17 protein-coding genes and 1 pseudogene are annotated in these 22944 nt (G+C 68.1%); 2 read left to right on the top strand and 16 right to left on the bottom strand.

Features of this window, described 5'->3' with window-relative positions; all coding sequences use genetic code 11:
- Nucleotides 1-62: 62 nt before the first annotated feature.
- The 5 genes from DFR29_RS06235 to DFR29_RS06255 all read right to left on the bottom strand — a co-directional run bounded on the left by DFR29_RS06235 (nucleotide 63) and on the right by DFR29_RS06255 (nucleotide 7949).
- Entirely contained in the window at nucleotides 63-2450 is a 2388-nt protein-coding gene (locus DFR29_RS06235; RefSeq protein WP_133817726.1) for a BACON domain-containing protein, read from the bottom strand.
- Nucleotides 2451-2607: 157 nt separating this feature from the next.
- Nucleotides 2608-4935, bottom strand: a complete 2328-nt coding sequence (locus DFR29_RS06240) for a winged helix-turn-helix domain-containing protein (protein WP_166653910.1) — start codon at nucleotides 4933-4935, stop codon at nucleotides 2608-2610.
- A gap of 434 nt (nucleotides 4936-5369) precedes the next feature.
- Nucleotides 5370-7028 carry a collagen-like domain-containing protein gene (locus DFR29_RS30300; RefSeq protein ID WP_133817728.1) on the bottom strand — a complete coding sequence of 553 codons (1659 nt, stop codon included), beginning with the start codon at nucleotides 7026-7028 and terminating at the stop codon, nucleotides 5370-5372.
- Nucleotides 7025-7288: a hypothetical protein gene (locus DFR29_RS06250; protein WP_133817729.1), complete on the bottom strand. Its 264-nt coding sequence runs from the start codon at nucleotides 7286-7288 to the stop codon at nucleotides 7025-7027. The genes DFR29_RS30300 and DFR29_RS06250 overlap by 4 nt, the downstream gene beginning before the upstream one ends.
- Nucleotides 7289-7565: 277 nt before the next feature.
- Complete coding sequence (locus tag DFR29_RS06255; RefSeq protein WP_133817730.1) at nucleotides 7566-7949, bottom strand: hypothetical protein; 384 nt, start codon at nucleotides 7947-7949, stop codon at nucleotides 7566-7568.
- Between the two features lie 336 nt (nucleotides 7950-8285).
- On the opposite strand from DFR29_RS06255, the gene DFR29_RS06260 reads away from it, so the two are divergent.
- Both DFR29_RS06260 and DFR29_RS06265 read left to right on the top strand, forming a co-directional pair.
- Nucleotides 8286-9017 (top strand): ATP-grasp domain-containing protein, encoded by a 732-nt coding sequence (locus DFR29_RS06260; RefSeq protein WP_133817731.1) that lies wholly within the window; start codon nucleotides 8286-8288, stop codon nucleotides 9015-9017.
- A 91-nt stretch (nucleotides 9018-9108) separates the two neighbouring features.
- Entirely contained in the window at nucleotides 9109-9594 is a 486-nt protein-coding gene (locus DFR29_RS06265; RefSeq protein ID WP_208113522.1) for a hypothetical protein, read from the top strand.
- Nucleotides 9595-9658: 64 nt separating this feature from the next.
- On the opposite strand, the gene DFR29_RS06270 is transcribed toward DFR29_RS06265, so the two are convergent.
- From DFR29_RS06270 to DFR29_RS06320, 11 genes and pseudogenes are all read right to left on the bottom strand, one after another.
- Nucleotides 9659-10525, bottom strand: coding sequence for a LytR/AlgR family response regulator transcription factor (locus DFR29_RS06270; protein ID WP_133817733.1), 867 nt, complete (start codon nucleotides 10523-10525; stop codon nucleotides 9659-9661).
- Nucleotides 10522-11604 carry a sensor histidine kinase gene (locus DFR29_RS06275; protein ID WP_133817734.1) on the bottom strand — a complete coding sequence of 361 codons (1083 nt, stop codon included), beginning with the start codon at nucleotides 11602-11604 and terminating at the stop codon, nucleotides 10522-10524. Before DFR29_RS06275 ends, DFR29_RS06270 begins: the two co-directional genes overlap by 4 nt.
- A 64-nt stretch (nucleotides 11605-11668) precedes the next feature.
- A complete protein-coding gene (locus DFR29_RS06280; RefSeq protein WP_133817735.1) occupies nucleotides 11669-12544 on the bottom strand; it encodes a DUF2306 domain-containing protein in 876 nt (291 codons plus the stop codon).
- Nucleotides 12541-13029 carry an REP-associated tyrosine transposase gene (locus DFR29_RS30470; protein ID WP_425598823.1) on the bottom strand — a complete coding sequence of 163 codons (489 nt, stop codon included), beginning with the start codon at nucleotides 13027-13029 and terminating at the stop codon, nucleotides 12541-12543. The genes DFR29_RS06280 and DFR29_RS30470 overlap by 4 nt, the downstream gene beginning before the upstream one ends.
- A gap of 636 nt (nucleotides 13030-13665) precedes the next feature.
- Entirely contained in the window at nucleotides 13666-16428 is a 2763-nt protein-coding gene (locus tag DFR29_RS06290; protein ID WP_166653911.1) for a TonB-dependent receptor plug domain-containing protein, read from the bottom strand.
- Between the two features lie 626 nt (nucleotides 16429-17054).
- Nucleotides 17055-17756 (bottom strand): glutathione binding-like protein, encoded by a 702-nt coding sequence (locus DFR29_RS06295; RefSeq protein ID WP_133817737.1) that lies wholly within the window; start codon nucleotides 17754-17756, stop codon nucleotides 17055-17057.
- 129 nt (nucleotides 17757-17885) lie between these two features.
- A pseudogene (locus tag DFR29_RS06300) lies at nucleotides 17886-18740 on the bottom strand (STM4011 family radical SAM protein); the annotation flags it as partial.
- Nucleotides 18727-20058 carry an STM4012 family radical SAM protein gene (locus tag DFR29_RS06305; RefSeq protein ID WP_133817739.1) on the bottom strand — a complete coding sequence of 444 codons (1332 nt, stop codon included), beginning with the start codon at nucleotides 20056-20058 and terminating at the stop codon, nucleotides 18727-18729. The gene DFR29_RS06305 and the pseudogene DFR29_RS06300, both read right to left, overlap by 14 nt.
- Nucleotides 20051-20875, bottom strand: a complete 825-nt coding sequence (locus DFR29_RS06310; RefSeq protein ID WP_208113523.1) for an STM4013/SEN3800 family hydrolase — start codon at nucleotides 20873-20875, stop codon at nucleotides 20051-20053. The genes DFR29_RS06305 and DFR29_RS06310 overlap by 8 nt, the downstream gene beginning before the upstream one ends.
- A complete protein-coding gene (locus DFR29_RS06315) occupies nucleotides 20865-21995 on the bottom strand; it encodes an STM4014 family protein (RefSeq protein ID WP_133817740.1) in 1131 nt (376 codons plus the stop codon). The genes DFR29_RS06310 and DFR29_RS06315 overlap by 11 nt, the downstream gene beginning before the upstream one ends.
- On the bottom strand, nucleotides 21961-22872 hold the full coding sequence (locus DFR29_RS06320) for an STM4015 family protein (protein ID WP_133817741.1): 912 nt from the start codon (nucleotides 22870-22872) through the stop codon (nucleotides 21961-21963). Before DFR29_RS06320 ends, DFR29_RS06315 begins: the two co-directional genes overlap by 35 nt.
- Nucleotides 22873-22944 lie beyond the last annotated feature (72 nt).

Raw genomic sequence — 22944 nt, forward strand, 5'->3', positions numbered from 1 at the left:
GCCTACCCCAGCCTGCGTATATTTGTTTTCAAGGCGTCGATGGGGAAAATGATGCGGTGTGCTTACGGAATCGCGATGGCCGCGCCGCTGCGGTCGTAGGCATAGTCCAGCACGGTGGCGGGAAAGCCGGCGCCGCTGCCTGCCTGTACATGTACGTAGCCGTAGTTGAGCTGGCCAGTCTGTTCGTTGAGGAAGGTCAGGCCCAGGTAGCCGGTGGCGCCGGGCAGCCAGTTGTCCAGCGGGCCGGAAGTGGGCACGAACCACATGCTGTCTTCCGGGCCGAAGCGGGCGCCGCGCTGCAGTACCGAGAAATGGATGCCGCCAGCGGGGCTGATGTCGATCAGGCCGCCGACATTGGCCGTGGTGACAAGGTCGGCATACCAGTACACGTGCAGCGAAGCGCCGCTGGCTTCCTTGGCCGAATACAGGTTGATGTCGGCAATCGTGGCGGCGTTCCAGGGGCCGTGGGCGCCGGTCACCAGGTCGATGGCCAGGCCGTCCAGGTCGGCCGGCACGGGCCAGTTGAGCGGGCCGCTGTAGACCACGTTGCCGACGGTCGTCGTGGCGCAGCCGCCGTTTTCGCCGCCTTCGAAGCTGCTGCAGAACAGGCCGTCGTCGTTTTCGGCCGGCGTGACCGTGACCGCCACGGGCACGCTGAGCGTGGCGTGGGCCGGGTCATTGCTGGCCACGCAGAGCACGGCGTAGTACTGGCCGGGGGCCAGGGTGCTGGCGTTGGCGGCGACCCAGACGTCCTTGCCCTGGCCGGCCGCGAGCGTGCCGCTGGCCGGCGTCGCCGTGAGCCAGGCCGGACCGGTGCTGGCGCTGCAATTGCTGCTGGACAGGCTGCTGCTGAACGTCAATGCGGCCGCGCCGACATTGCTCAGGTTCACCGCTTCGGCCAGGGTGGCGCCGGCCGGCACGCTGATCTCCAGGCTGGCGGCCGACAGCGTCGCGGCAGGACCGCTGGGGCCGGGCGCGCCGAGGCTGACCGAATCGATCCACCAGCCATTCGGTGCCGCCGCGGCGGTGGACGAGTCGGTACCGAAGCGCCAGCGGAATTGCACGTTGCGGCCTGCGGCGGCGCTGGGCAGGGTGACGCGGGTGGTGACGAAGGTGGACTGGTTGCCCCGCGTCCAGGCGTTGCGCGCGCCCAGCGGGTTGCCGCCGCAGCAGCCGAACAGCAGGTCGGTATAGCCGCCGGAAACGAAGGTGCCGCCGGCCGCGATGATGTCGTTGAATGCGCCGCCGTCGATGGCGATTTCCAGTACGCCGCCGTCGTAGGGGCTGATGTCCAGGTTCCAGCGGTGGCGGAAGGACAGTTCGTAGTTGTTGCCGGCGCGCACGACCGGGCTGTACAGGCTGGCCTCGCCGGCGACGGTGGCCTCGGCACTATGCGCGGCGTTCGGCGCGCTGGCGTGAACCGCCGTCTGCGTGGCCCAGCCGGCGCCGACGCCGCTGGCCGCCGTGGTCCAGCCCGCGGGCAGGGCCGGCGCCGTCACGTCGTCGAAATTCCAGGCCTGGCCGCTGGGCGCGCTGGTGGCGATGGACAGCGCCCAGATCTCGCTGCCGCCGTTGGGCGTCGTGCCCAGGTGGGTGACGCCGCCGGTGGCGGTATCCACCGTATACACCTGGCCCTGGAACGCGCCGCCGGCACCGAGCGCGCCGAACGCGGCCCAGTACAGCGTGTCGGTGCGCTTGTCGAAATCCATGCCCTGGGCATAGGCGGCATTCACGCCGGTCGGGCCTATCACCGTGACTGCGCCGCTGACCTTGTCCAGCTTCACCAGGTAGTTGTCGTAGGGCTCGATCAGGTTGACCGCGTAGATCTCGCCGGCCGAATTGATCGCCAGGTCCATCAGCACGTAGTCGCCCGAGGCGCCGGCGATCGGCGCCACCGGCGTGACGGCGGCTGTCGCGGTGTCGATGGTGTAGAGGTGGCAGCCGGCACCGACGGTGTGATTGCAGGCGGCGGCGAAGACCTGGTCGGTGGTCGGGTCCCACTTCATGCCGACCCAGTATTCGCCCTCGACCGGCGGCACGCTGTCGCCGATATCAGTGACCGCACCGCTGGCGGTGCTGATGGTGCGCAGCACGTTGGCATCGCCGAGCAGGTACTGCTTGCTGAAATCGTCGCGCACGAAGGTGCCGGTCCACAGCTGGGCATCGGCCGGCGTAGGGCCGACGATGGCGGTATTGGCCGGGGCCGAGGCATCGAAGGTGGAATAGCGCCGGGCGAAACTGAGGGTCATTTCCAGTGCGTAGGCGGGCACCGAACCCAGCAGCGCGTGCACCGAGGCTGGCGTCGGCTGCAGCCCTTCGCGCGGCTGCCCGGCCTGCGCCGCCTGCACGTCCGGGCCCAGGGTACGTCGCGGTGCGGCAGTGTCGGCGTTTGCCGTAGCCGCCAACAGCAGCGGCAGGAAGAGGCTGAGCAATCGGTGTGAGTAGGTCACGGTGTTGTCCCGGATCGGTGGCAGGGCGCGCGTATCGCACGGCGGTCTGCCAGCGATAGCAGCGCACTGTCGGCCCTGTTGCGCGGCATCGGCATGGCCGTTCCATGATCGATTGCCACTACGGCTTGAAATGCCAAGGAATTTTCCAGGCGCTGGCTCAGCGCGGCGTGCGCGCCGCAGCGGCCAGATCCGGCGGCAGCGGCCGTTCTCCCGCCAGCTGGCGCAGGCTGGCCATGGCCCGGGCGAAGGCGTCGCGCTGCTGCAGGGCGAGGTAGAGGCGGGCCTGCAGCACGGCGCAGGCGAAATCCTGCGTGGCCCAGGCGCTGGTCTGCCCGGCGATGCGCGTGGCCGCGTCGATGTCGCCGGCGGCCAGCAGGGCCTGCGCGTACGACACCACTACCTCGGCCATGTCGCCCGGCGCGCCGCTGCGCCGCGCTGCGGCGAGGCTGGCTTCATAGGCACGCACGGCCGCCACTCTGTTGCCCGGCCATTGCAATTCCGCGTCGGCCAGGTGGGTATAGACCGGTGCGGCTTCGTCCGCATCGGCCTGGGCCAGGAAACGCTGCGTTTCCTGCGCCGCGCGTGGCCCGTCGCCGGCACTGCGCAGCGCGCGGATCAGCAGCAGCCAGCCGTCATGGCGAATGCGCGCGTACAGCGGCGAGGCCAGGTCCGGCTGCTGTAACCGGGTCATGGCTGCGTCGGCGCGACGCGCCGCGGCGGCGGCGTTGCCACCGGCCAGGTCCAGCCTGGCCAGCTCCAGCCCGACGGTCGCGGCCATGCCGCTGACCTGGCCGGTCGCGGTATCGGTCAGCAAGGCCTCGAACTGCTCGCGCGCGGCCTGCAGGCGGCCGTTCTGCGCCAGTACGCGGGCCGCGACAAAGCGGAACAGCGCATCGCTGAGCGGATGATCCAGCCGCGCCAGCCAGGCGTCGGCGCGCTGCAGCGTGGCCTGGGCCGACTGCGGCTGCAGCAGCGACAGCTGTTCGGTGGCGGCATTGCCCAGGGCATCGATGAAAGCCTCGGCATCGCCGAAGCGTTCGAAGCGGTCGGCGGCCCCGCTCCACAAGGCCAGCGCTTCCGCGTGCCGGTGGCGCACCGCCAGCAGGTTGGCCTGCTGGCCTTGCAGGCGGGCCAGCTGCAGGCTGGCGCCGGCCAGTTCCAGCGCAATGCGCGCCTGGGAAAAATCCGCCTCGGCGTGGTCCAGGTCGCCCTGTACCAGGGCAAACATGCCACGGCCGTACAGCGCTTCGCCCAGCAGCTGCGGCGCATTCAGCGCATCGAGAATGCCGATGGCGCTGCTCAGGTGCTGCCGTGCGCCGGCCAGGTCGCCTTCCTGGGCCACCGGCCCGGCCACGCCGATCAGGGCGCGGGCGCGGGTCAGCGCGTCGATCTCGGTGGCCGGTTCGTGCGCCAGCACCGCCACGTAGCCCTGCCTGGCCTCGGCCATGCGCTGCGTGGCCAGTTCCAGGTCGGCCTGGCGCAACTGGCCGGCCACGCTGCGGCGCAGCGCCTCGGGCGCACTGGCCAGGGCGGCACGCGCGGCGGGGAAATCCGTATCCAGCAGCAGCGCGTCGATGCGCTCCAGCCATTGCGCGGCAGCCGCATCGCCCTGCTCGGCGCCCAGCGCGGCGGGCGGGCGTCCCAGCGCCAGCAGCAATTGCCGGCTGGCCTTGCGCGTGGCGCCCACGGCGCTGTCGGCGCTGGCTTCCACTTCGCGCCGCACGCGGCCCTCTTCGCGCCATTCGATGCGGCTGACCCAGCCGCTGGCCATGCGCCGCGTGGTTGCCGCGACGAACCGCCGTGCGCCGGTGGCGGCGGTCACGCGTTCCTCGCCGAGCAGCGCAGTGCCGTCGTTGCGCGCCGCCGTGGCGATATTGTCGCTAGGCACCACGCGCAGGCCGGCGCGGCGCAGCTCCTCGGCCAGCTGGTCCATCAGGCCCAGGCGCAGCCAGGCCGACTCGCGCTCGCCGGCGGGTTCGATCGCCACCGGCAGCACCGCGATCACGTCGTTCTCGTGGGCATCGCGCCGGGTCTGCCACCAGGCCAGGCCGATCGCGGCCAGCAGCACGGCGGCAATGCCGGCCATTGCCCAGCGTCGGCGCGGCTTTGCCGGCACAGCAGGCGCGGCGGGCGGTGTATCGGCGGCGACTGGCGTAGCGGCGGCCGGTTCCAGGCGCGTTTCCGCCACCCAGCGATAGCCGAAGCGCGGCACCGTGCGCACCAGCGACTGGCCTTCGCCCTCGTCGCCGACTGCGCGGCGCAGCTTGCGCATCAGCTGGCCCAGCTGCGCATCGGTCACGTCGGCGCGGCCCCAGATCGCCGCAATCAGCTCGTCGCGGCCGATCGCGCGGTCACGGTGCTCGATCAGCCAGACCAGCCCGTCGAACACCTTCGGCGACACGTTCAGCAGCACGCCGTCGCCGCGCAATTCGCGCGCGGCGACATCCAGGCGGAACGAGGCGAAGCGGTAGACAGGTCGGCTCACAAGCAGTCCAGAACATAGGTTGGGCCAAGCCGCAGGCGCACCCCAACAGCGAGGTATACCGCCCGGCGTAGAGCCCGTGCCGAAGGAACCGCGACATCGAGGCGCACCGCCCCGCGCAAGCCCCCGCCGAAGGAACCTCCACATCGAGGCGTTCCGTGCCGAAAAAACCCCAGACCAAGGTCTGTCCGGCAGGCCAAGGCCCCGCCTTTGCCACGGCAAAAGGGCGAAGCGGGGGCGGAGCGGAAGCAGGGTAAATCGACGCGCCTGCCGGCGGAAATGCCGTGGCCGTCGCGGCAGCGTGGGTTGCGGGGAGGCAGATCGTTGCGGTTGGCGATTGGTGTGGCGCACAGGCCGCGATGGAGGCGTTCGCCGTTGGCTCACCGCACCTGCGCGCGGCGGCGCTGTCGCAGCACCGCCGCGGTTTTCTCGCTGGCTTACAACAGGTTTTCCGGCGTGGGCGTCGTCACGCTGAACACATAGCCCGCCGAACCCGCGGTCGACGGCACGAACGCCGTCGTGCCGTTGCCGCCATTGCCACCATTGCCGCCGCAGGCGCCACCGCCACTGCCGGCCTGGTTGAACGCGCTGGAAGACGCATCGGTACCGGCCGCGCCGCCGTTGACTTGCAGGGTGCCGGCAGTGGCGATCGTGCCCGCCGCCATCAGCCGGATGATGCCGCCGCCGCCCCCGCCGCCGCCGCCCGCTCCGCCCGTGCCGCCGTTGCCGTTGACGCCAGGACCGCCGATGCCACCGTTGGCGCGAACCGTGCCGTTGACGCTGATGTTGCCCTGGGAGGCGATCAGCAGGACACCGCCAGCACCGCCGCCCGGGCCGGGAATATCGCTGGTTACGCCGGGGTTTGCGCCGCTGCTGCCGTTGGCAGTGATCGAGCCGCTGGCGCTGATGCTGACATTGCCGCGCGCCGCGATGACCAGGCTGCCGCCGCCTTCGCCGCCGGTAGTGGTGGCGAAGGAGATATTGCGATCGCCGGCACCGCCGCCGACGACGACCGGTCTGCGCAGCTGCGCCGCCTGCAGGGGGCCCAGGCCGATACCGCCCTGCAGCTGGCCGGCGGGTGCCAGCGAAACCCCGGGATGCGCCGGGCCGTTGCCTGAATCCATCGCAGCCGTAGCCACGGTGATGGAGCCGCTGATCGTCACCGTGCCCGTTGCGCGCAGCTGGGTGCCGCTGGGAACGATCAGGTTGCCAGAGATCGTGATGTCGCTGAACTGCAGAGTGCTCTTGCCCTGCGCGGTGAGGGTGTTGTAGCCGCCTGCCGTGGTCAGATCCAGCGTATTGCCCACCGGTACCGACAAGGTGCCGGCACTGCCATCGCCGTAGGCGGCCAGCGTGCCGGCGGTGCCCTGCGGACCGGCCGGGCCCTGCGGGCCTACCGGACCGATTTCACCCTGCGTGCCCGTGACGCCGTTGCTGCCGGTTGCCCCGGTCGGGCCGACAGGTCCGATGGGACCGATAAGTCCGGTTGCGCCGGCCGCGCCGGTATCGCCCGTCGCTCCGGTGACGCCATTGCTGCCCGTGGCACCGGTCGCCCCGGTCGGGCCGGCTGCCCCGGTCTCGCCCTGCGCGCCGGTGACGCCCGTGCTGCCCTGGGCTCCTGTTGCGCCGGCGGCACCTTGCGGGCCGGTCGCGCCGGTCGGTCCCTGCAAACCCGTTGCGCCGGTCGCGCCGGTTGCTCCCGTCGCGCCGGTAGCCCCGGGATTGCCGCTCAGCGCGTACTGCGCCACCGGCGCCGCCGTGACCGGCTGGCGCGGCGTCAGCGGCTGGCCGTTCACCGTCACTTCCAGCCAGCGCTGCTGGCCGCCGAAGGCGCCGGGAAAGTTCAGGTCGATGGTGAACAGCCCGTCCAGCACCGGGTACGCATTCGCCGTCACCGTGCTGCCGATCTGCACGCCGCCCGTGGCCGCGTCGAACAGCGCGAAGGTGAGATTGCGCGTGCCGGTAAACGGCGCGTTATCCAGCTTCAGCTGGCCCTGGTAGGTAAAGCTCTGCCCCTGCGGGGCCGCCTGTGCGGCGGCAAAAGCCAGTGCGCTGGCAATCAATGCCGCCAGCAGGCAGCGTCGTGCCGAAATCATGGTGTTGCCCCCTGAAGGCCATCGCGAAAGATCACATCGGAAACCAGCGGCGCGGCCACCCAGAAACCGGCCGTCAGGCTGTAGCCGGTGCTGTTGGAGTAGCCCGGCGAGGCTTGGCCTATCGTGCCGGCCAGGCTGATGCCGGGCGCGCTGGAAACACCGCCGCCGCCGTTGATCGAATACCAGTCCATGCTGAAGGCCGCGAACGCCGCTGCCGGCAGCATCAGCAAGGTGGCCGCCGCCAGATGTCGCGCGCTCATTCGGGCGCTCCGAAAGAACGCAAAGTGTACGAGTGCATAAATCCCCCCCCCCCCTGCTTGAAAACTGTGGTGCAGCCGCGTGGCAACAGCAAAAGCCAGGCCGCCGCCGATAACCTGGCCGGCATCCCGCGCAGACGCCGCTTGTTTCCCGGGCACAAGCGCAATCCGACAGCGGGGACTGTCACGCGTGTCGTTGTCTGACACGGGGCGTAACAGTTCTGCCGCTGCGGGTGCCGCGGGAGGGGTGCTACAAGCGGCGGCTACGGCAGCGGGCGGCTCAATCCTCCGTCGCGCTGGCCAGCCATTCGTCCGTGCTGCCATGCAGCTGCAGGCCTACCGTTTCGAATTCGTCGACTGCCGGTGGCACGGTGCGCACGCCGAGCAAAGCCAGTGCATTGTTGATCGGCCCCAGCTCCGCCGACTGCGGCCCGAACACCAGCTCGCCGTCGCGGAACACGACAGCGCCTTGCGTACCCATGCCGCCGAAATATTCCGTCTCGAAATACAGCAGCGTGCTGCGCTCCGAGCCCGCCTGCAGCGCCTGCATCAGGCCCGGCGACAGCATATTGAAGCCGGCCACGAAATCCGCTGCAGGCGCCGGCAGCAAGGCATCCAGCATGTCCTCGTCCAGCGGCAGAAGCGCCAGCACCTCGTTCAACATCACCGGGGCCGGCAAACCATACCGATTCGCAAAAGCCCGCAAAGCCGTGCGACGCGCGATAAGGCCGGTAACGAAATGAGCCATGAGATTCCCGAAAGCCACCGCGGATGCTGCGTGCAAACCCCGCGCCAGACCTGTGCCGGACGTAAGATCGGGCGGCAGAACCCGGCAGGAAATGCGCGAAAAACCACAAAAACAACGTAGGTTGGGGTAAGCCGCAGGCGCATCCCAACATCGCGGTACCACCGCATCGAAGAACCCCTACCCAAGGCGCTTGCAATCACCCTTCGAGCAAGCCCCCTGTCTCGCGACACGCTTCCCGGACTTCCGCCTCCCATGCCAACCCTGATCCTCACTCCCCGCCAGACCGAAGACGCCCAATCGCTGTGGCGCGCCGCCGGCCGGCTGGGCTGGTCCGTAGAGCGCCTGTCCAGCTGGCGCCTGCCCGGACACCTGCAGGCACGTGCTGATCTCGTCCTCTACGTCGAGGCCCTGTTCGGCCCTTCCCTCGCCGAACAGGCCGGCGTGACCCTGATCGACCCGCCCGAAGACTGGCTGGTACGCCTGCCCGACGAATACCGCCGGCGCGCCATTACGTTGACCAGCCTGGGCGCCGCGCGAAGCCAGCCGGCGCCGCGCTTCGTCAAACCGCCGAACGACAAATCCTTCCCCGCCGACGTCTATACCGGCAACGAACTGCCGCATGCGTTCGACGACGACATGCCCGTGCTGGTCTCCGACGTCGTCGCCTGGGAATGCGAATTCCGCTGCTTTGTTCTCGACCGGAAGCTGGTGACCTATTCCCTCTACAGCCGCCACGGCGAACTGCAGCGTGCCAGCGAATTCCACAGCGAACCCGGCGAAGACGCCGCCGCCGAAGCCTTCATGGCGCAGTTGCTCGCCGATTCGCGCGTAGACCTGCCCGCGGCCATCGTCGTCGACATCGGCCATATCGCTGGCCGCGGCTGGGCCTGTGTCGAACTCAATGCCGCCTGGGGCGCGGGCATCTATGGCTGCGATCCCGAAAAAGCGCTGGCCGTCATCCGGCAGGCCAGCCGGGCCAGCTAGCCGGTCCGGTGATTCGGGTCTGCAATCTGGACGGTGTAGCGGCCTTGCATTGATCGGGGCGTTCCGCGCTTTGATCGCGGCGTTCCGCCCTTTGACCGCGGAACTCCACGCGTTGACCGTGGCGTTCCGCCCTTTGACCGCGGAACTCCACGCGTTGACCGCGGCGTTCCGCCCTTTGACCGCGGAACTCCACGCGTTGACCGCGGCGTTCCGCCCTTTGACCGCGGCGTTCCACGCGTTGACCGTGGCGTTCCACCCTTTGACCGCGGAACTCCACGCGTTGACTGCGGCTCTCGGCCCGTTTACCGCTGCGTTCCGCGCTTTTTTCGCCTCCTTCCACGCCCGGACCGCGAAGCGCCGCGCCCAAGGCGCGGCCTGGCCCATTCAGACGATTGCCACTGCTGCTCACACGCCAAGCGCAGCAACGCGTCTGTGGCTATCCCGTCTCAATCCGCCTCCGCCGGTCTGTCCGCCCGTGCGTCGTCCGCGCCGCGATGCCGCCGCCTTCATGCCGGCTTCCCTCCAACGCTGGCGCGTCATCGAAACCGGCTGCGCGCCCGGTGCCACCACGCGGTGATCGATCGGCGCTCCTTCGACCAGCAACCGCGCGGAGCGCAACGTCTGCAGGATCGTGCGGCTTTCTACATCTGCCGAAACAAGCCCAGATAGCTCCGGCTCACCGGCAGTACCTCTGCCCGGTGTTTCAGGTGGATATCCGCCGTCTCGTTCTCGCCGCGCACCACATGGCTGATCGCGCGCAGGTTCACCACCACCGAGCGATGCACCTGGGCGAACTGGGCCGGGTCCAGTTGTGGCAACAGCTCTTTCAGCGGCGTGCGCACCAGCGCCTCGGCGGCCTTGCCACCGTCGCCGCGCCAGGCAATGCGCGTGTATTTCTCGTCCGAGCGCAGATAGTCGATGTCGTCGACGGCGATCAGCCGTACCGCCTGTCCGACGGCGGCGCGAAGCCAGCGCAAGGGCGCCGTCGGCGTGCTCGATGCGACAGCGGCGGGCTGCGGCTCAGGTACCGGAACCGGCGCGCTGTCGCTGGCAGCCGATGGCTGGCCCAGGCCCAGCTTCCTGCGCAGGTGCACGGCCAGTTCTTCCAGCAAGGCGTCGGTATCTGGCCGCGGTTGCGCCGCACGCAGGCGTTCCTGCAGCCGCGCCACGGTATCGGCCAGCCGCGCGCTGTCGACGGGCTTCATCAGGTAATCCAGCGCGCCGTGCTGAAACGCCTGCACGGCGTAGTTGTCGTAGGCGGTCACGAACACCAGCTGCGCACGGCGGCCGATCTGCTGCGCGGCTTCCACGCCGGAAAGCCCCGGCATGTGCACGTCGAGAAAACAGATGTCCGGCTGCAAGGCCTCGAAGCGTTCGACGGCTTCGCGGCCGTTGCGCGCCAGCGCCACGATCTCCAGTTCGGGCCAGGCCGTGGCCAGCAGGCGTGCGAGGGCTTTGCGCAGCAGCGGTTCGTCGTCGGCAATCAGGGCAGTCGGGCGGCGGTTCATGCGGTACTGGGCCGGGCGGGAAACTGCAGGTCGGCGCAGGCGCCGTGCGGGTGTACGGCACTGAGGTTCAGCTGTGCCTCGTTGCCGAAGGTGAGGTGCAGGCGTTCGCGCAGGGACGACAGCCCGGTGCCGAGTCCGGCGGTGCTGCCGGCAGCCAGGCCAATGCCGCTGTCGCGGACCTGGATGCAACAATGTCCATTTTCCACCTGTATGCGCACGTCGATGCGGCCGCCTTCTTCGCTGGGATCGATGCCGTGGCGCACGGCGTTTTCCACCAGGGCGAGCAAGGTCATGGGCGGACAGCGCAAGGCATGGGCGGCGGCATCGGCGCGCAGGGAAAACTGCAGGCGGTCGGGCATGCGCATCTGCATCAGTTCCAGGTAGGCGCGTACCAGGTCGATTTCCTGGCCCAGCGTGGTGGCGGGATCGTTCAGCCGCGGCACGGCGGCGCGCAGGTAGGCGATCAGGCTGCCGAGTACGGCCGAAGCCTGGGCCGAACCGGAGTCGACCAGCTCGCGGATGTTGGCCAAGGTGTTGAACAGGAAGTGCGGTTCCACCTGCGCCTGCAGCAGGCGCAGGCGGGCATCGGCGGCACGGCGTTCGAGTTCGCTGCGTTCGAGCTGGAAGGCGAGGGCCTGGTTGCGCATGAAGCTGTCGCGCTGGCGTACCAGCGAGGTTACGGCTACCCAGGGTATGAACAGCAGGCCGGTGACACTCAGCGTGATGACGCCGCTGGCACGCTGGCTGTCTCTCCAGAAGGGCAGTTCGCCCTGCGCGGTGGTGTAGACGTAGATCGCCACCACGGTCGGCACGATGGACAGGGCGACGGCGATGATCTGCAGCACCCAGCGCGCAATCCACGACGGCAGACGCCGCGGCCATTGCTCGGCGATGCCGAACGCGATCATCGCGACCAGGCCGATTTCCACCGTGCGCAGCAGCAGGCCGGCGCGATTGCTCGACCAGCTGGGCGAAAGCAGCAGGCCCCACAGCAGCGACAGGCCCAGCGTGGCGACGACGCGGCGGCGGTTGAACAGTTGGGCCAGGCCGCGTTGCGGCTGAGCGGGGGGAGTAGGCATGACGGCTACGATACCTGCGAATGCGCGCTGCCGGCGGTGTCTACCCAGCGTTCGGTGCCGCGCATCAGAGGTGGGGCAACCAGAGGATTCGCGCAGCCGCGACGATGCCGACGGCGATGGCCAGCGTAACCACTGCCAGTGCTGCCGCCATGGCCAGGCGCCGATAGGTGGCGGTGCTGGCCTCTGCGCGGAAATACAGTTCCAGCAGCGCCAGCGGCAGCAGGTATTGGGCGAAGGCGAGGAAGGTGAGGAAAGGACCGGTAAACGTCTTGGGATCGAAACCGACCGGTCCCTGGTTGGCGACGATCCAGAACATCAGCCCGACACGGAAAAACCACACGCCGCTGACGGCGAGGAACAGGCGCAGTGCCCAGCGCCGGTGCAGGCTGAGGCGCCGCGCCCGCGCGTGGTGCACGGCGAAGCCGGCGAAGACGAGGATCAGCACGGCGTTGAGGCTGGTGGACAGGTGCCGCCACACATCGTCGACGGCGCCGTGCGTCCACACCATCACCAGGCCGCCGATGCTCATCAGCACGGCGGCGATCAGATAGACACGGCCGTTCCAGCGGTGGAATGCCGGCGCGACGCGACGCAGTGGCGGCAGCAACTGAAGCACGCCGCCGACGGTGATGACAAAGGCGAAGACAAGGTGTACGCCGAGCACCAGATTGCCCAGCGTGTCGCCGGGCACGTAGCCCTGTGGCAGCACGGTGTTCCAGCGTTCGGGCTCGCCCTGCCAGGCGGCGCGGCCGTAGAAGCCGGCGATGTAGACGACGAAGGCCAGCTGGCCCAGCGCGACGACGCCATACCAGAACGCAGCGGCAGCCTTGAGTGCGGGACCGGCCAGGCGTGCCAGGCGATCCTCGCTGGCCGCGGCATGCGGTGGCATACCGGCGCGGATACCTGTCGTCCGCACCGGCGTGTTGATAAGTGTATTCATGGATTAACCTGCGATGCGGGTTTTCGGGCGATGGCGGGCGCTGCTGCGACAGGTCGCGCTGGCGGTGGCACGCAGTGTTGCCGGCGCAACGCGGCGACTGAAGCGCGCTGCGACGAGTTGCGCCTTGGCGCGGATGGGCAACGCCAGGGCGGAATGGATTGCGCCGGCGTGCGGCGGCTGTGCGCAGGCGCGCTGTCGCGGCTATGCCGAAATTCGCTGGGCGCAATGGCGCGGGAAAATTTCGCCTCGATCAAGGCCCAGCGGATTGCATAGTCGGCGTCGCCTGCGGGCACTGTGCAGATCGCATGCAGGGGGTCAGGCAGAGCCACCCAGGCGTCGATAGCGAAGCGATGCGTGCGGCGGACCTGGCGCAGCGAGTCGCGCCGCAGCGCGATGCAGTCGACCAGCAGGGTGCTACGGCGGTCCTGCAGATTCACGGCGAAGAAATACGTCGCGCCGGCGGATTGGATTCGCTGGTAGCGCACGACGGGCGCCGGTTTTGCTGCTTGCGAAAACGGATGCCGAATCCGTGAAATCCGTCGGTACGCCGCGCAACGTCGAGCAAAGCGCCAGGTGCGTCAAAGCATCGCGTATGGCCTATGGACACCACGCCATGCGCCGAACGAAGGACTGCTCAGCCGGCATTGCCAGCGGCGATAGGGATAGGCCGCAAGCCACTCCCGCCGCTGTAGCGACGACCGCCGGGGTTGCAGCGGGGTGGGGCGCTGCGTGGGCGTCGCTCACCGGCACCAGCCTGCCCGTGTTGGGGGGTAGGCAGCTGGCACCGTGCGGCGGGAGTGTGCTTGCGGCGTATCGGTCAAACAAAAACGTCGGTTGGGGCAAGCCGCCAGGCGCACCCCGGCATCGAGGTGGGTCATCCACGAACAACCCACAACGAAGCTTTCCGTATCGAGAGGTTCCACCCACGAAGACCCGATGCCGAAGCCTTTCGCATCGGGGCGTTGCGTCGATGGAGAATCCGTGACAAAGCCTACCGTCACGCCGCAACAGCGGGTTGGTTCAAGCCGGCGGTTTTGCTCCGTTTGATGCATTTCCCGGCGGAAATACCTCGATGTTGGGGTTCGCCTGGCGGCTCGCCCCAACGACGTCGACGTGCCGGCCTACCGCTCCGCCGAACCGCCGAAGCGATAGGCGAATTCGAGAAAATACTGGCGGCCAATGGGGTCGAACTGGAACTGGTCGTAGTACGGATAGGTGCTGTTGGTGTTGTCGCGGTGCGGCGGTGTGTTGCGCACGTTGTTGATGGCCAGGCCGATGCGCGCGCGGTCGTTGATGCGGTAGTCGGCGGACAGGTTGTAAGTCATGGTCGGGCCGTAGCGGCCGCTCTGGTCGCGCGTGGGCAGTGAGCCGTAGCGCTGGCCGAACACGGTGGTGGTGACCGGGCCCAGGGTCCAGGCCACGCTGCCGCTGACCTTGCTGCGCAGGTTGTTGTTGCCGCGGTCGTCGCGCACGTTGATTTCGTCGTCGCCGGGAAATTGTTGATAGGTGTATTTCAATACACCGGTGTAGTTGAAGCGAAAGCGGAAGTCGCCCAGGCGCGCGGTTTCCAGCCGGTAGTTCACGGTGGCGTCGATGCCGGCGTTGCGCAGCGACGCGGCGTTGATCGGATAGGTGTCGGCGCCGGCGATCTGGCCGGGGTTGATCAGCGCGTCGGCCGGGTTGCGGTTGACCAGGGCGAGTACCTGCTGGCAGGTCGGCGAATTGATGTCGACGACGGTGCCGCCTTCGGTGCGGCCCAGGCGGCAGTCGGCTTCCTTGCTGAGGATTTCGTCGAGGCTGCGGTCGGTGATCGCGTTGTCCAGGCGGATATCGTAGTAGTCCAGGCTCAGGTCGAACTCGGGCAGCGGCGACCAGACAAATCCATAAGTGAACGACTTGCCGGTTTCGTCGTCGAGCTGGCGGTTGCCGCTGCGCGTGCCCTTGACCGAGACGCTGTCGAAATCGCAGTCGGAATACGGCACGTCCGGCTGGCGCGAGCGGCACAGGTAATAGTCAGTCAGCGTGTAGTAGGCGCCGCTGGGGCCGGCGAAGACGTAGTGCAGGTCGGGTGCGCGGAAGCTGGTGGCCGCGCTGCCGCGCACCAGCAGCGAATCCAGCGGCCGCCATTCCAGGCCCAGCGACTGGGTTGCCTTGCCGGTGGAATGGCCGGCGAAGCGGTAGCTGTCGTAGCGCGCGGCCGGCGTCAGGCTGAGCGTGGACAGGATGGGCACGCGCAGTTCCGCGCCAACCGCGTAGTGGCTGCGCGAGCCGGCGCCGCCGGTGCCGGTCCAGCTGAAATAGCGGTTGTTCAGTACATCCGGATCGATCTGCATGGAATACGACTGGGTGCCGTATTCCGCCACGGCGGCGATGCCGACGTCGCCGGCGGGCAACGAGAACAGTTCGCCGTTGTCGACGGTGAGGTTGAACGACTCGGCGCGGGTGCGGCCACGGATCGGCGTAAAGCGAGAAATGGAATTGTATTCCGCGACCGTCAGCGGCCGGTACAGGCGCGACACGTCGGGACGGAAGATGTCATAGCCGGTTTCCTCGTCCACGCCTTCGGATTCGCCGAGGAAGAAGCGGTCGGCTTCGGCCGACAGGATGGCGCGGTGTGCCTGCACCATGGTGAAGCTGGAGTGCGAATAGCCGGCGTCGTAGTGCCAGGCGCCGAGCTGGCCTTCGATGCCGGTGGTGAGCGAGCGCGTGGTATCGCGGTTGTAGTCCAGCACCGCGTCCAGGCCGCCGACTTCCTCGGGCGTGAAGATGCGCTGCCAGGCTTCGAAGGTGCCGGTATCGGCATTGATGAAGGCGTTGTCGCCGGAACCGGTATAGCCCCAGAAATTCGGCCCGCCACCGAATTTGGCGCGCGTATGCGCGGCCTGGTAGTCCAGGTACAGGCGCGTGTCGTCTGTCAGGTGGTAGGTCAGTGCGGCGTAGCCGACGCCGTTCTCGCGTTCGTTCTGCACCGTGCCGTAAAGCGCTTCGGTACTGCCGCAGTAATAGCCGCGGTTCGGGCGGAAGCTGTAGTCGAGTGTGCCGCGGTCCAGATGGGACAGGGCATCGCAGGTGGCCTGGCCCGGGTCGATATAGCGCAAGGTGGCCGGGTTCCAGCGCAGGAAGACGCGGCTGGGCACGGCGGCGCGGCCGTTCAGGCTGGGATCGTCATTGAGCGAATCCTGGAAGCTGCGCTGGTACTGGAAGATGGGATCCTGCTTGTAGAACTCCACGCCGAACAGCGTATCGAGCCGGCCTATGCTGCCGCCGGTGGTCATCTGCAGGCGCTGCGAGAAACCGCCGCCGTCGCTGGTATCGCCGATGCGATAGTTCAGCGTGCTGCCGTCGGCCTTCTTCTTCAGGATGAAGTTGATCACGCCGGAAACCGCATCAGAGCCATACACCGCCGAGGCGCTGCCGGTGAGTACTTCGATGCGTTCGATCATCGATACCGGAATATTGGCGATGTCGGTGAAATTGCTCTGGCCGTTGTAGGCCAGCGGAAAATCCGCCATGCGCCGGCCGTTGAGCAGTACCAGGGTATAGCTGGGGCCGAGGCCGCGCAGGTCGACCTGCTGCGCGCCCGGGGTAAAGCCCTGGAATTGCTGCGTCTGCACCGAGCCGGTGGATTGGGTGAGCGAGCGCACCACGTCGTAGGCCGTGGCCAGTCCCTTGGCGCGAATGTCGTCGGCGGTGATCACGGTGACGGGCGCCGGGCCTTCGATGGTGGCGCGCGGAATGCGCGAGCCGGTGACGACGACGCTTTCCAGTTCGGTAGCGTTGTTTTCGTCGGTAGCGGCCGGCTGGCCCGACTGTGCCGCGGCAATAGCCGGCACTGCGCCGAAGCTGGCGAAGGCAATGGCCAGGTAGAGTGGTGTGCGACGCATACATCCCCCCAATGACGTGCAAAGTAATGTTGTGAACTTTTCCGGCAGCGCGTCCACGCTGCCGGCCAGGCGGTTTTCCGGCGCGAGCCCGCCCGACGGCGGCATGTCCGTGGCGTTCGTTGCGTTATGGATTGCCGCTGGGGCATTCCTGCCGGCACGCGGCGCGGGGCCGGCGTGGCAGGCAAACATTCGCATGCGTCTTCTGTTCAGTCTCTACCGATTCCGCCGCGGCCACGGTGCGGTGTGCAAAAGCACTGGCTTACGCAAAAGCGTCATATATCGCGGTGATTTTGCCGATTCGTCCGTGCGTACACGTGCTTCGGCGGCAAGCGTGGCCTGCGCGCGAGGGTTGCAACGAACTGCTTCGTAGCAGTAGCGCTTTTGCAGCGCGATCGAACCGGTAGGTGTGTTGCGTGGCTGCGGCAGGCGGGACGTCCGGTGCGGCGCTGGGTTCGGCGTTGTGCGTAGGTCTGGCGGCGCAATTCGCTTTCGCTCATCGCGCCCTACCAGGGCAAGCGTCGCTGTGGGTAGGCAGGGGGCAATGAGCGCAGGTGCATTGCAGCCGGCGGCGCGTCGGTGCGCCGCCGGCTGCAATGTCGGGCGGATCGGTAGTTTTGCCGCGTGGCCTAGCGGGGAATGTTCTGCGCCGTTTGCCCGAACAGGATCTTGCGGCTTTCTTCGGTGATGGTCGGACGGCTGGCGAAATCAGCGGCCTTGGCATAGGCGCGGATCGTCGCCGGCCGCTGGGCGATGGCGTCGAACCAGCGCTTGAGGTGGGGGAAGTCGGCGAGATCCTGCTGCTGCCGCTCGTGCGGCACTATCCACGGATAGCAGGCCATGTCGGCAATCGTATAGGCGTCGCCGGCGATGAATTCGCGGCCGGCCAGGCGCTTGTTCAGCACGCCGTAGAGCCGGTTGGTTTCATTGACGTAGCGCTGGATCGCGTACGGAATCTTTTCCGGCGCATAGGTGCCGAAATGATGGTTCTGCCCGGCCATGGGACCGAGGCCGCCGACCTGCCAGAACAGCCACTCGGTGACGACTTTCTTGTGGCGCGCATCGGCGGGCAGGAACTGGCCGGTCTTTTCCGCCAGGTAGAGCAGGATGGCACCCGACTCGAACACGCCGATGGCTTCGCCGCCGTCGGCCGGCGCGCGGTCGATGATGGCCGGCATGCGGTTGTTCGGCGAGAAAGCGAGGAAGTCGGGCTTGAACTGTTCGCCCGCGCCGATATCGACGGGATGGATGCGGTAGTCGATGCTGGCTTCTTCCAGCAGTAGCGTGATCTTGTGACCGTTCGGCGTAGGCCAGTAGTACAGCTCGATCATGACGGTGTGTTCCGATGGATGGCGGTGGCTACCGACTAGGGCAGCAGGCCGGCCAATTCAAGGTGCGAAATCCGCCAGCGGCGGCGAGGCTGCCGGACTCTGACGCACGCTTGCCGGCCAGCCGTCCATCACGCGCTCCAGCACGCCCTGGTCGAAATAACGCTCGTGGCCGATATCGCGCCGGTGCATGTAGCCGATGTAGCAGTCGCAGTGCGCGTTCGGGCAGGCGCGCGGTGCGCGGTGCCGGCGGAAGCTGCCGTCGTAGAGGTTGCCCAGCGGCAGCGGCACGAAATGACAGGGCCGCACGTTGCCGTCGCCGTCGACGGAAAGCGCCGTATCGCCCGCACGGCAGTCGGCGCCGAGGCTGGGCGGCGGCGCCAGGCTGCGCGGGAAATGCGGATCGACGGCGCTGAGGCGCTGTATCTGTTGCGTGCTGTAGTAGTCCGCCGGGCGCGGATCGAAGGCATTTATCCAGAGGTATACATCGCCCGGCAACGCGCGGCGCAGGGCTTCTATCGCGGCGATGTCTTCGCGCTGGCCGACCATGCCGACGCTGAAGCGCACGCCGGCGTCGCGCAGCAGGTCAAGGCGCCTCAGAAACGTGGCTTGTGCCAGTTGCGAAGGATGGAAGGTGCACCACAGCGCCAGGGTTTGCGTATTGGCCCGGGCCAGCCAGCGCAGGTTGCTGCTCAGGTTGGTCTGTATCGCCACGCGGCGCAGGCGCGGCGCGTGGCTAAGCCGGACCAGGGCATCGATGTAGTGGCGCCGCACCAGGCCCTCGCCCCAGGGCGTGAACAGCACGGCCAGGGTTTCCGGCGCCTGCTCGCACCAGGCGACGAAGCGCTGCAGCTCGGCCGCATCGCGGCGCAGGGTGTCGGCCGAATCGCGCCGCTTGGCGAACGGGCAATAGCTGCAGTCGTAGTTGCAGCTGGCCAGACGGCCGCGATAGAGCAGGCGCAGCGTATCGGCCTCAAGCCGCCGCATCGGCGTTCATCCGCGACTGCACCTGGGTGGAATTGAGCCAGGGGCCGATGGCATCGGCATGGGCCATGCCCAGTTCGGTCATCGCCACGACAGCGCCGCGGCGCTCGGCCAGGCCGGCCCGTTCCAGTTCGGCCAGCTCGGCGAAGCAATCGTGCGCCGGCAGGCCGAAGCGCCGGGCGAATGCTTGCGTATCGAGGCCGGGCCAGGTCAGCAGCGACTGGATCAGGTAGCGCCGGCGCTGTTCGGCGGCGTCCAGCACGAAGCCGTAGCGTGCCGTGGCGAAGCTGGCTGCATCCTGGGCGATGTAGTTGCGCAGGATGGCGCTGACGCCGGCACGTTCCACCGCGTAGTGATCGGAATAGTGCAGCGTGCGCGTATAGGAGCGGGCGCCGCAGCCGAAACCGATCATGCCGTCGTCCTGGCAGCAGTAGGCCGGGCCCCCGCTTTCCGGCGCATGCGCGGCGCGGAACAGGCGCATGGATACCTGGGTATAGCCGGCAGCGCGCAAGGTATCGCGGCCGATGTCGTAGAGGGCGCGGCGCGGATCGTCGGCCAGCGCCACGTTGCCACGCTGCAGGCGCGCCATGCCGGTGCGCTCGCGCACGTACAAAGGGTATAGGTATATTTCTTCCGGCTGCAGCGCGACCAGGCTGCGCAGCGAGGCGGCGAAGCTGGCTGCGGTCTGGCCGGGTATGCCGTAGATCAGGTCGAGGTTCAGCGTGGGGAAGCCCAGCCGGCGCACCTGCTCGACGGCGGCCAGCACGGCGCCGTTCTGCGCCGGGCGTACGAGGGCCGACAGTTCTGCTTCGACAAAGCTCTGCACGCCCATGCTGACGCGGTCGATGCCGGCGTCGCGGCAGACCTGCAGGCGCTCGGCCGTGGCGGTCTCGGGGCTGACTTCAATGCCGCTCGGAATCTGTGCCAGCTCTGCGCCAAGCGCGCTGTAAACCGCGTCGAATACGCGCGCCAGCTGCGCAGCGGAAAGGTAACTGGGCGTGCCGCCGCCGATGGCGAAACGGGCGAACTGGCGCTGGCCCAGCAGCGCGCCGGTCACGCGTAACTGGGCGACCAGCTGGGTCACGTAGTCGTCGACCAGCGCCGCGCCCGGCTGGCCCAGGGCAAACAGGTTGCAGAAGCCGCAGCGGTAGGTGCAGAAAGGAACATGGATATAACCGAACAAGGCGCTGCGGTCTTCCTGCTGCCACAGCATATCCAGCGCCACCGGCTGTGCCAGCGGACGATAGGCCGACTTGTGCGGATAGGAGTAGCTGTAGGACTGATAGGGCGACTGGCGCAGGTGCGTGAGCAGGTCAGTCATGGGCGGCAATCCGGAAATGCGTATACGGCACCTGCATCACGCTGGGATGGGCATGGCGATGGCCATGGTAGCCGTCTTCGCCATAGGACGTGCCGTGGTCGGAACAGAGCATGACGAAACTCGGCCCGCGCTGCGCCAGCGCCTGCCATAGCGGCGCGAGGGCCGCGTCGACATAGCGCAGCGCGGCGGCATGGGTATCCAGGCCATCCTGTGCTGCGCCGGCCAGGTAATGCCGGTTCGGCTGGTGGATCGCCGAGACATTGATGAACAGGAAAACGCGGCGGCCGCGCAGATCGTCGCTCTGCAGCCGCGCGCAGGCCAGGGCGACCTGCCGCGCCGTGGAATCGGCATCGGTCACGCCGAATTCCGGCTGCCAATGGCTTTCCGCGAACAGGTTCGGCAACTGGCTGCCCAGCGGCGTCTGCTTGTTGAAAAAGCCGACGCCGCCGATGCACAGCGTGTGGTAGCCGAGCCGGGCGAGGCCGCCGACGATGCTGTCGGCATCGTCCAGTACCAGGCTGTGGGCGTGGGTGGTTTCGCTGCCGGGAAAGCGCAGGCAGAACAGGCGCGGATGCAGGCCGGGCTGTGCCGGCGTGGGCAGGAAGCCGGCAAAAAAAGCGCAATGCGCCGCATAGGTGAAGCTGCCTGGCGTATGCCGCAGCTGCCAGCCGTCGGTGCCCATGAATTGTGCAAGATGCGGCAAATGTCCGGCATGGAACTGCTGCTGCGCCACGTCGTAGCGCAAGGTGTCCAGGGTCACCAGCACCAGGTCGTGCGTGCCGGCGATGTGGCGCATATCGGGGATTTCAATTGGCATGGCACATCAGGCTGGCCTGGTCGTCATAGGTTTCGCAGCCGTCGTGGCGCAGGCCGGGCAGCAGGTCGCCGAAGGCGTTGGCTTCCAGCAGCGTGGTGCCGTGGGGTGTCACGATGGCGTCGAAGCCGATGCTGTGGCAGCCGGGGAAGGCCTGTGCCGCCGCAGCGATGGTGCGGGCAAGACTGGCCTGGCGGTGCGGGTCCAGCCAGTCGGGCTGGGCGCGCGCATTGCCCAGGTGCAGGTTGGTCATGGGGCTGCGGCTGATGCGGGCGACGCGCTGGCGTGCCTGGCCGGCATGGGCGACGACGCGCAGATCGTAGTGGCCGCGCTGCGGCGACGGTGCGCGCGGCTTGCGCACCCAGGCTTCCGCATAGGCGCCTTGTGCGGCAATGGCGTCGACCAGTGCCGCGATGTCGCTGCGGCGGCTGTAGCGGCTGACGCGCAGGTGGTTGAACACGCGGCCGCTCGCATCGCGCCGCGCCGAACTGTAGGCACTCAGGCGGCCGTCGCGGTGGCGCTGCAGGGCGATCACGCCGGCGGCGGAAGAACCGTAGCGCGGCTTGAGGAAGACGCGCGGCCAGTCGCCTGCGGGCCACTGCGCATCCAGCTGCTCCAGCGAATGCAACAGTCCCAGCAGCGGCGGTACCGGCACATGCGCGGCGAGGGTCCGCTGGCATTGCCATTTGTCGGTCATGCCGCGGATGCCGGCCGTGCTGTTGAGCAGGCGCGGCGGCGCGGCGGCGCCTGCGACGGCGGCGTCGATCCAGCCCAGTGCCTGGCCGAAGCCGGCCTGCCAGTAGTGCTGCGTGGCGAGTTCGCCGTGCAGCACGGGCGAGGGCGGCGCAGCGGCGCGGTCGCCGGCCTGCCAGCCCAGCAGGCGCAGACGCTGGGCGCAGTCGGCGTCTTCGCCGGGCGAGTCGATCTTGAGCCAGCGATGGCGGCCTTGTGCCAGGCGCTGCGCCAGCAGGGCCGGCGCGGCGAGGAAGGCGTTCCAGTCGAGCAGGTCCAGCGCCACGCCGGCGCGTGCGCAGGCCTGCTGCAGCAGCTGGCTGCGCCGCGATGCGGCATGGCCTAGCAGCAGCACTTCACTCGGAGACTTCGACGTAGCGATCGCCGTCATCCTCTTCCTGGGCTTCGTCGATACGCAGCTGCAGCGGCAGGGCGCGCAGGCTGGTGATCAGCGGCTTGGAAATGTAATGGTGGTTCAGATCCAGCACTTTCAGGCCGGCCAGATAGGGGCTGGCGATCAGCGCGGCGGCGCCCTTGTCGCCGAGGGTGCCCATGGACAGGTCCAGCGTGTGCAGGCTGCTCAGCCAGGGCTGCTGGGCGATATGCTCGGCCAGTTCGTCGGCGATCTGCGCATTGCGCAGGCCAAGGTAGTGCAGGCGTTCCGGGCGGATATGCCGCAGCAGCTCGATGTAGTCGCCCAGCTTGCCGTCGAAGCCGTAGCCGTCGTCGCCCAGCCACAGTTCCAGATGGCGCAGGGCCGGCATGGTGGAATTCTGGATATTGCGTACAATTTTCGTGGGCAGGCCGCCGGTTTCCAGGGCCAGCTCGCGCAGGGCATGGTGTTCGAAGGCGGGCAGTACCAGGCCGTCGGTGCCGCGGATGCGCAGGGTTTCCAGGCCGTGGAAGGTTTTCAGCAATTTGCTGTAGTCACCCTGCTTGATCCAGGAGATCTCGCAGTCTTCCGAAGTCATGTCGCCGATGAACAGCGCCTTGAGTTCGGTCAGTTCCGGCTGGCGTTCGACCAGGCGGTCGAGGAAGGCCTGCGGGTCGTCTTCGGAGGCCGTCGCCCAGGCGCCGAGGATCAGTGCTTCCAGCGTGGCCGGCGTGGTCTTGGCGAGGAAATCGTCGAGCAGCGCGACCTGGCTTTCGTCGGCTTCGTATTCCTGGCCCAGGCGGTAGACCGCGGCGGATTTCTTCAGCTCGTCGCCGTAGGCGAATTCGACTACGCGCTTGCCGAAGAACGTTTCGGCATGGTGACTGACGGTCATGGTGCGTCCGTTCGTGGGGCGGGACGGGCAGTTTAAGCGAGTCGCCCGCAGGCGTCGTGTGACCGGATACGA

It is taken from the genome of Tahibacter aquaticus, from assembly GCF_004363655.1.
GTDB lineage: Bacteria > Pseudomonadota > Gammaproteobacteria > Xanthomonadales > Rhodanobacteraceae > Tahibacter > Tahibacter aquaticus.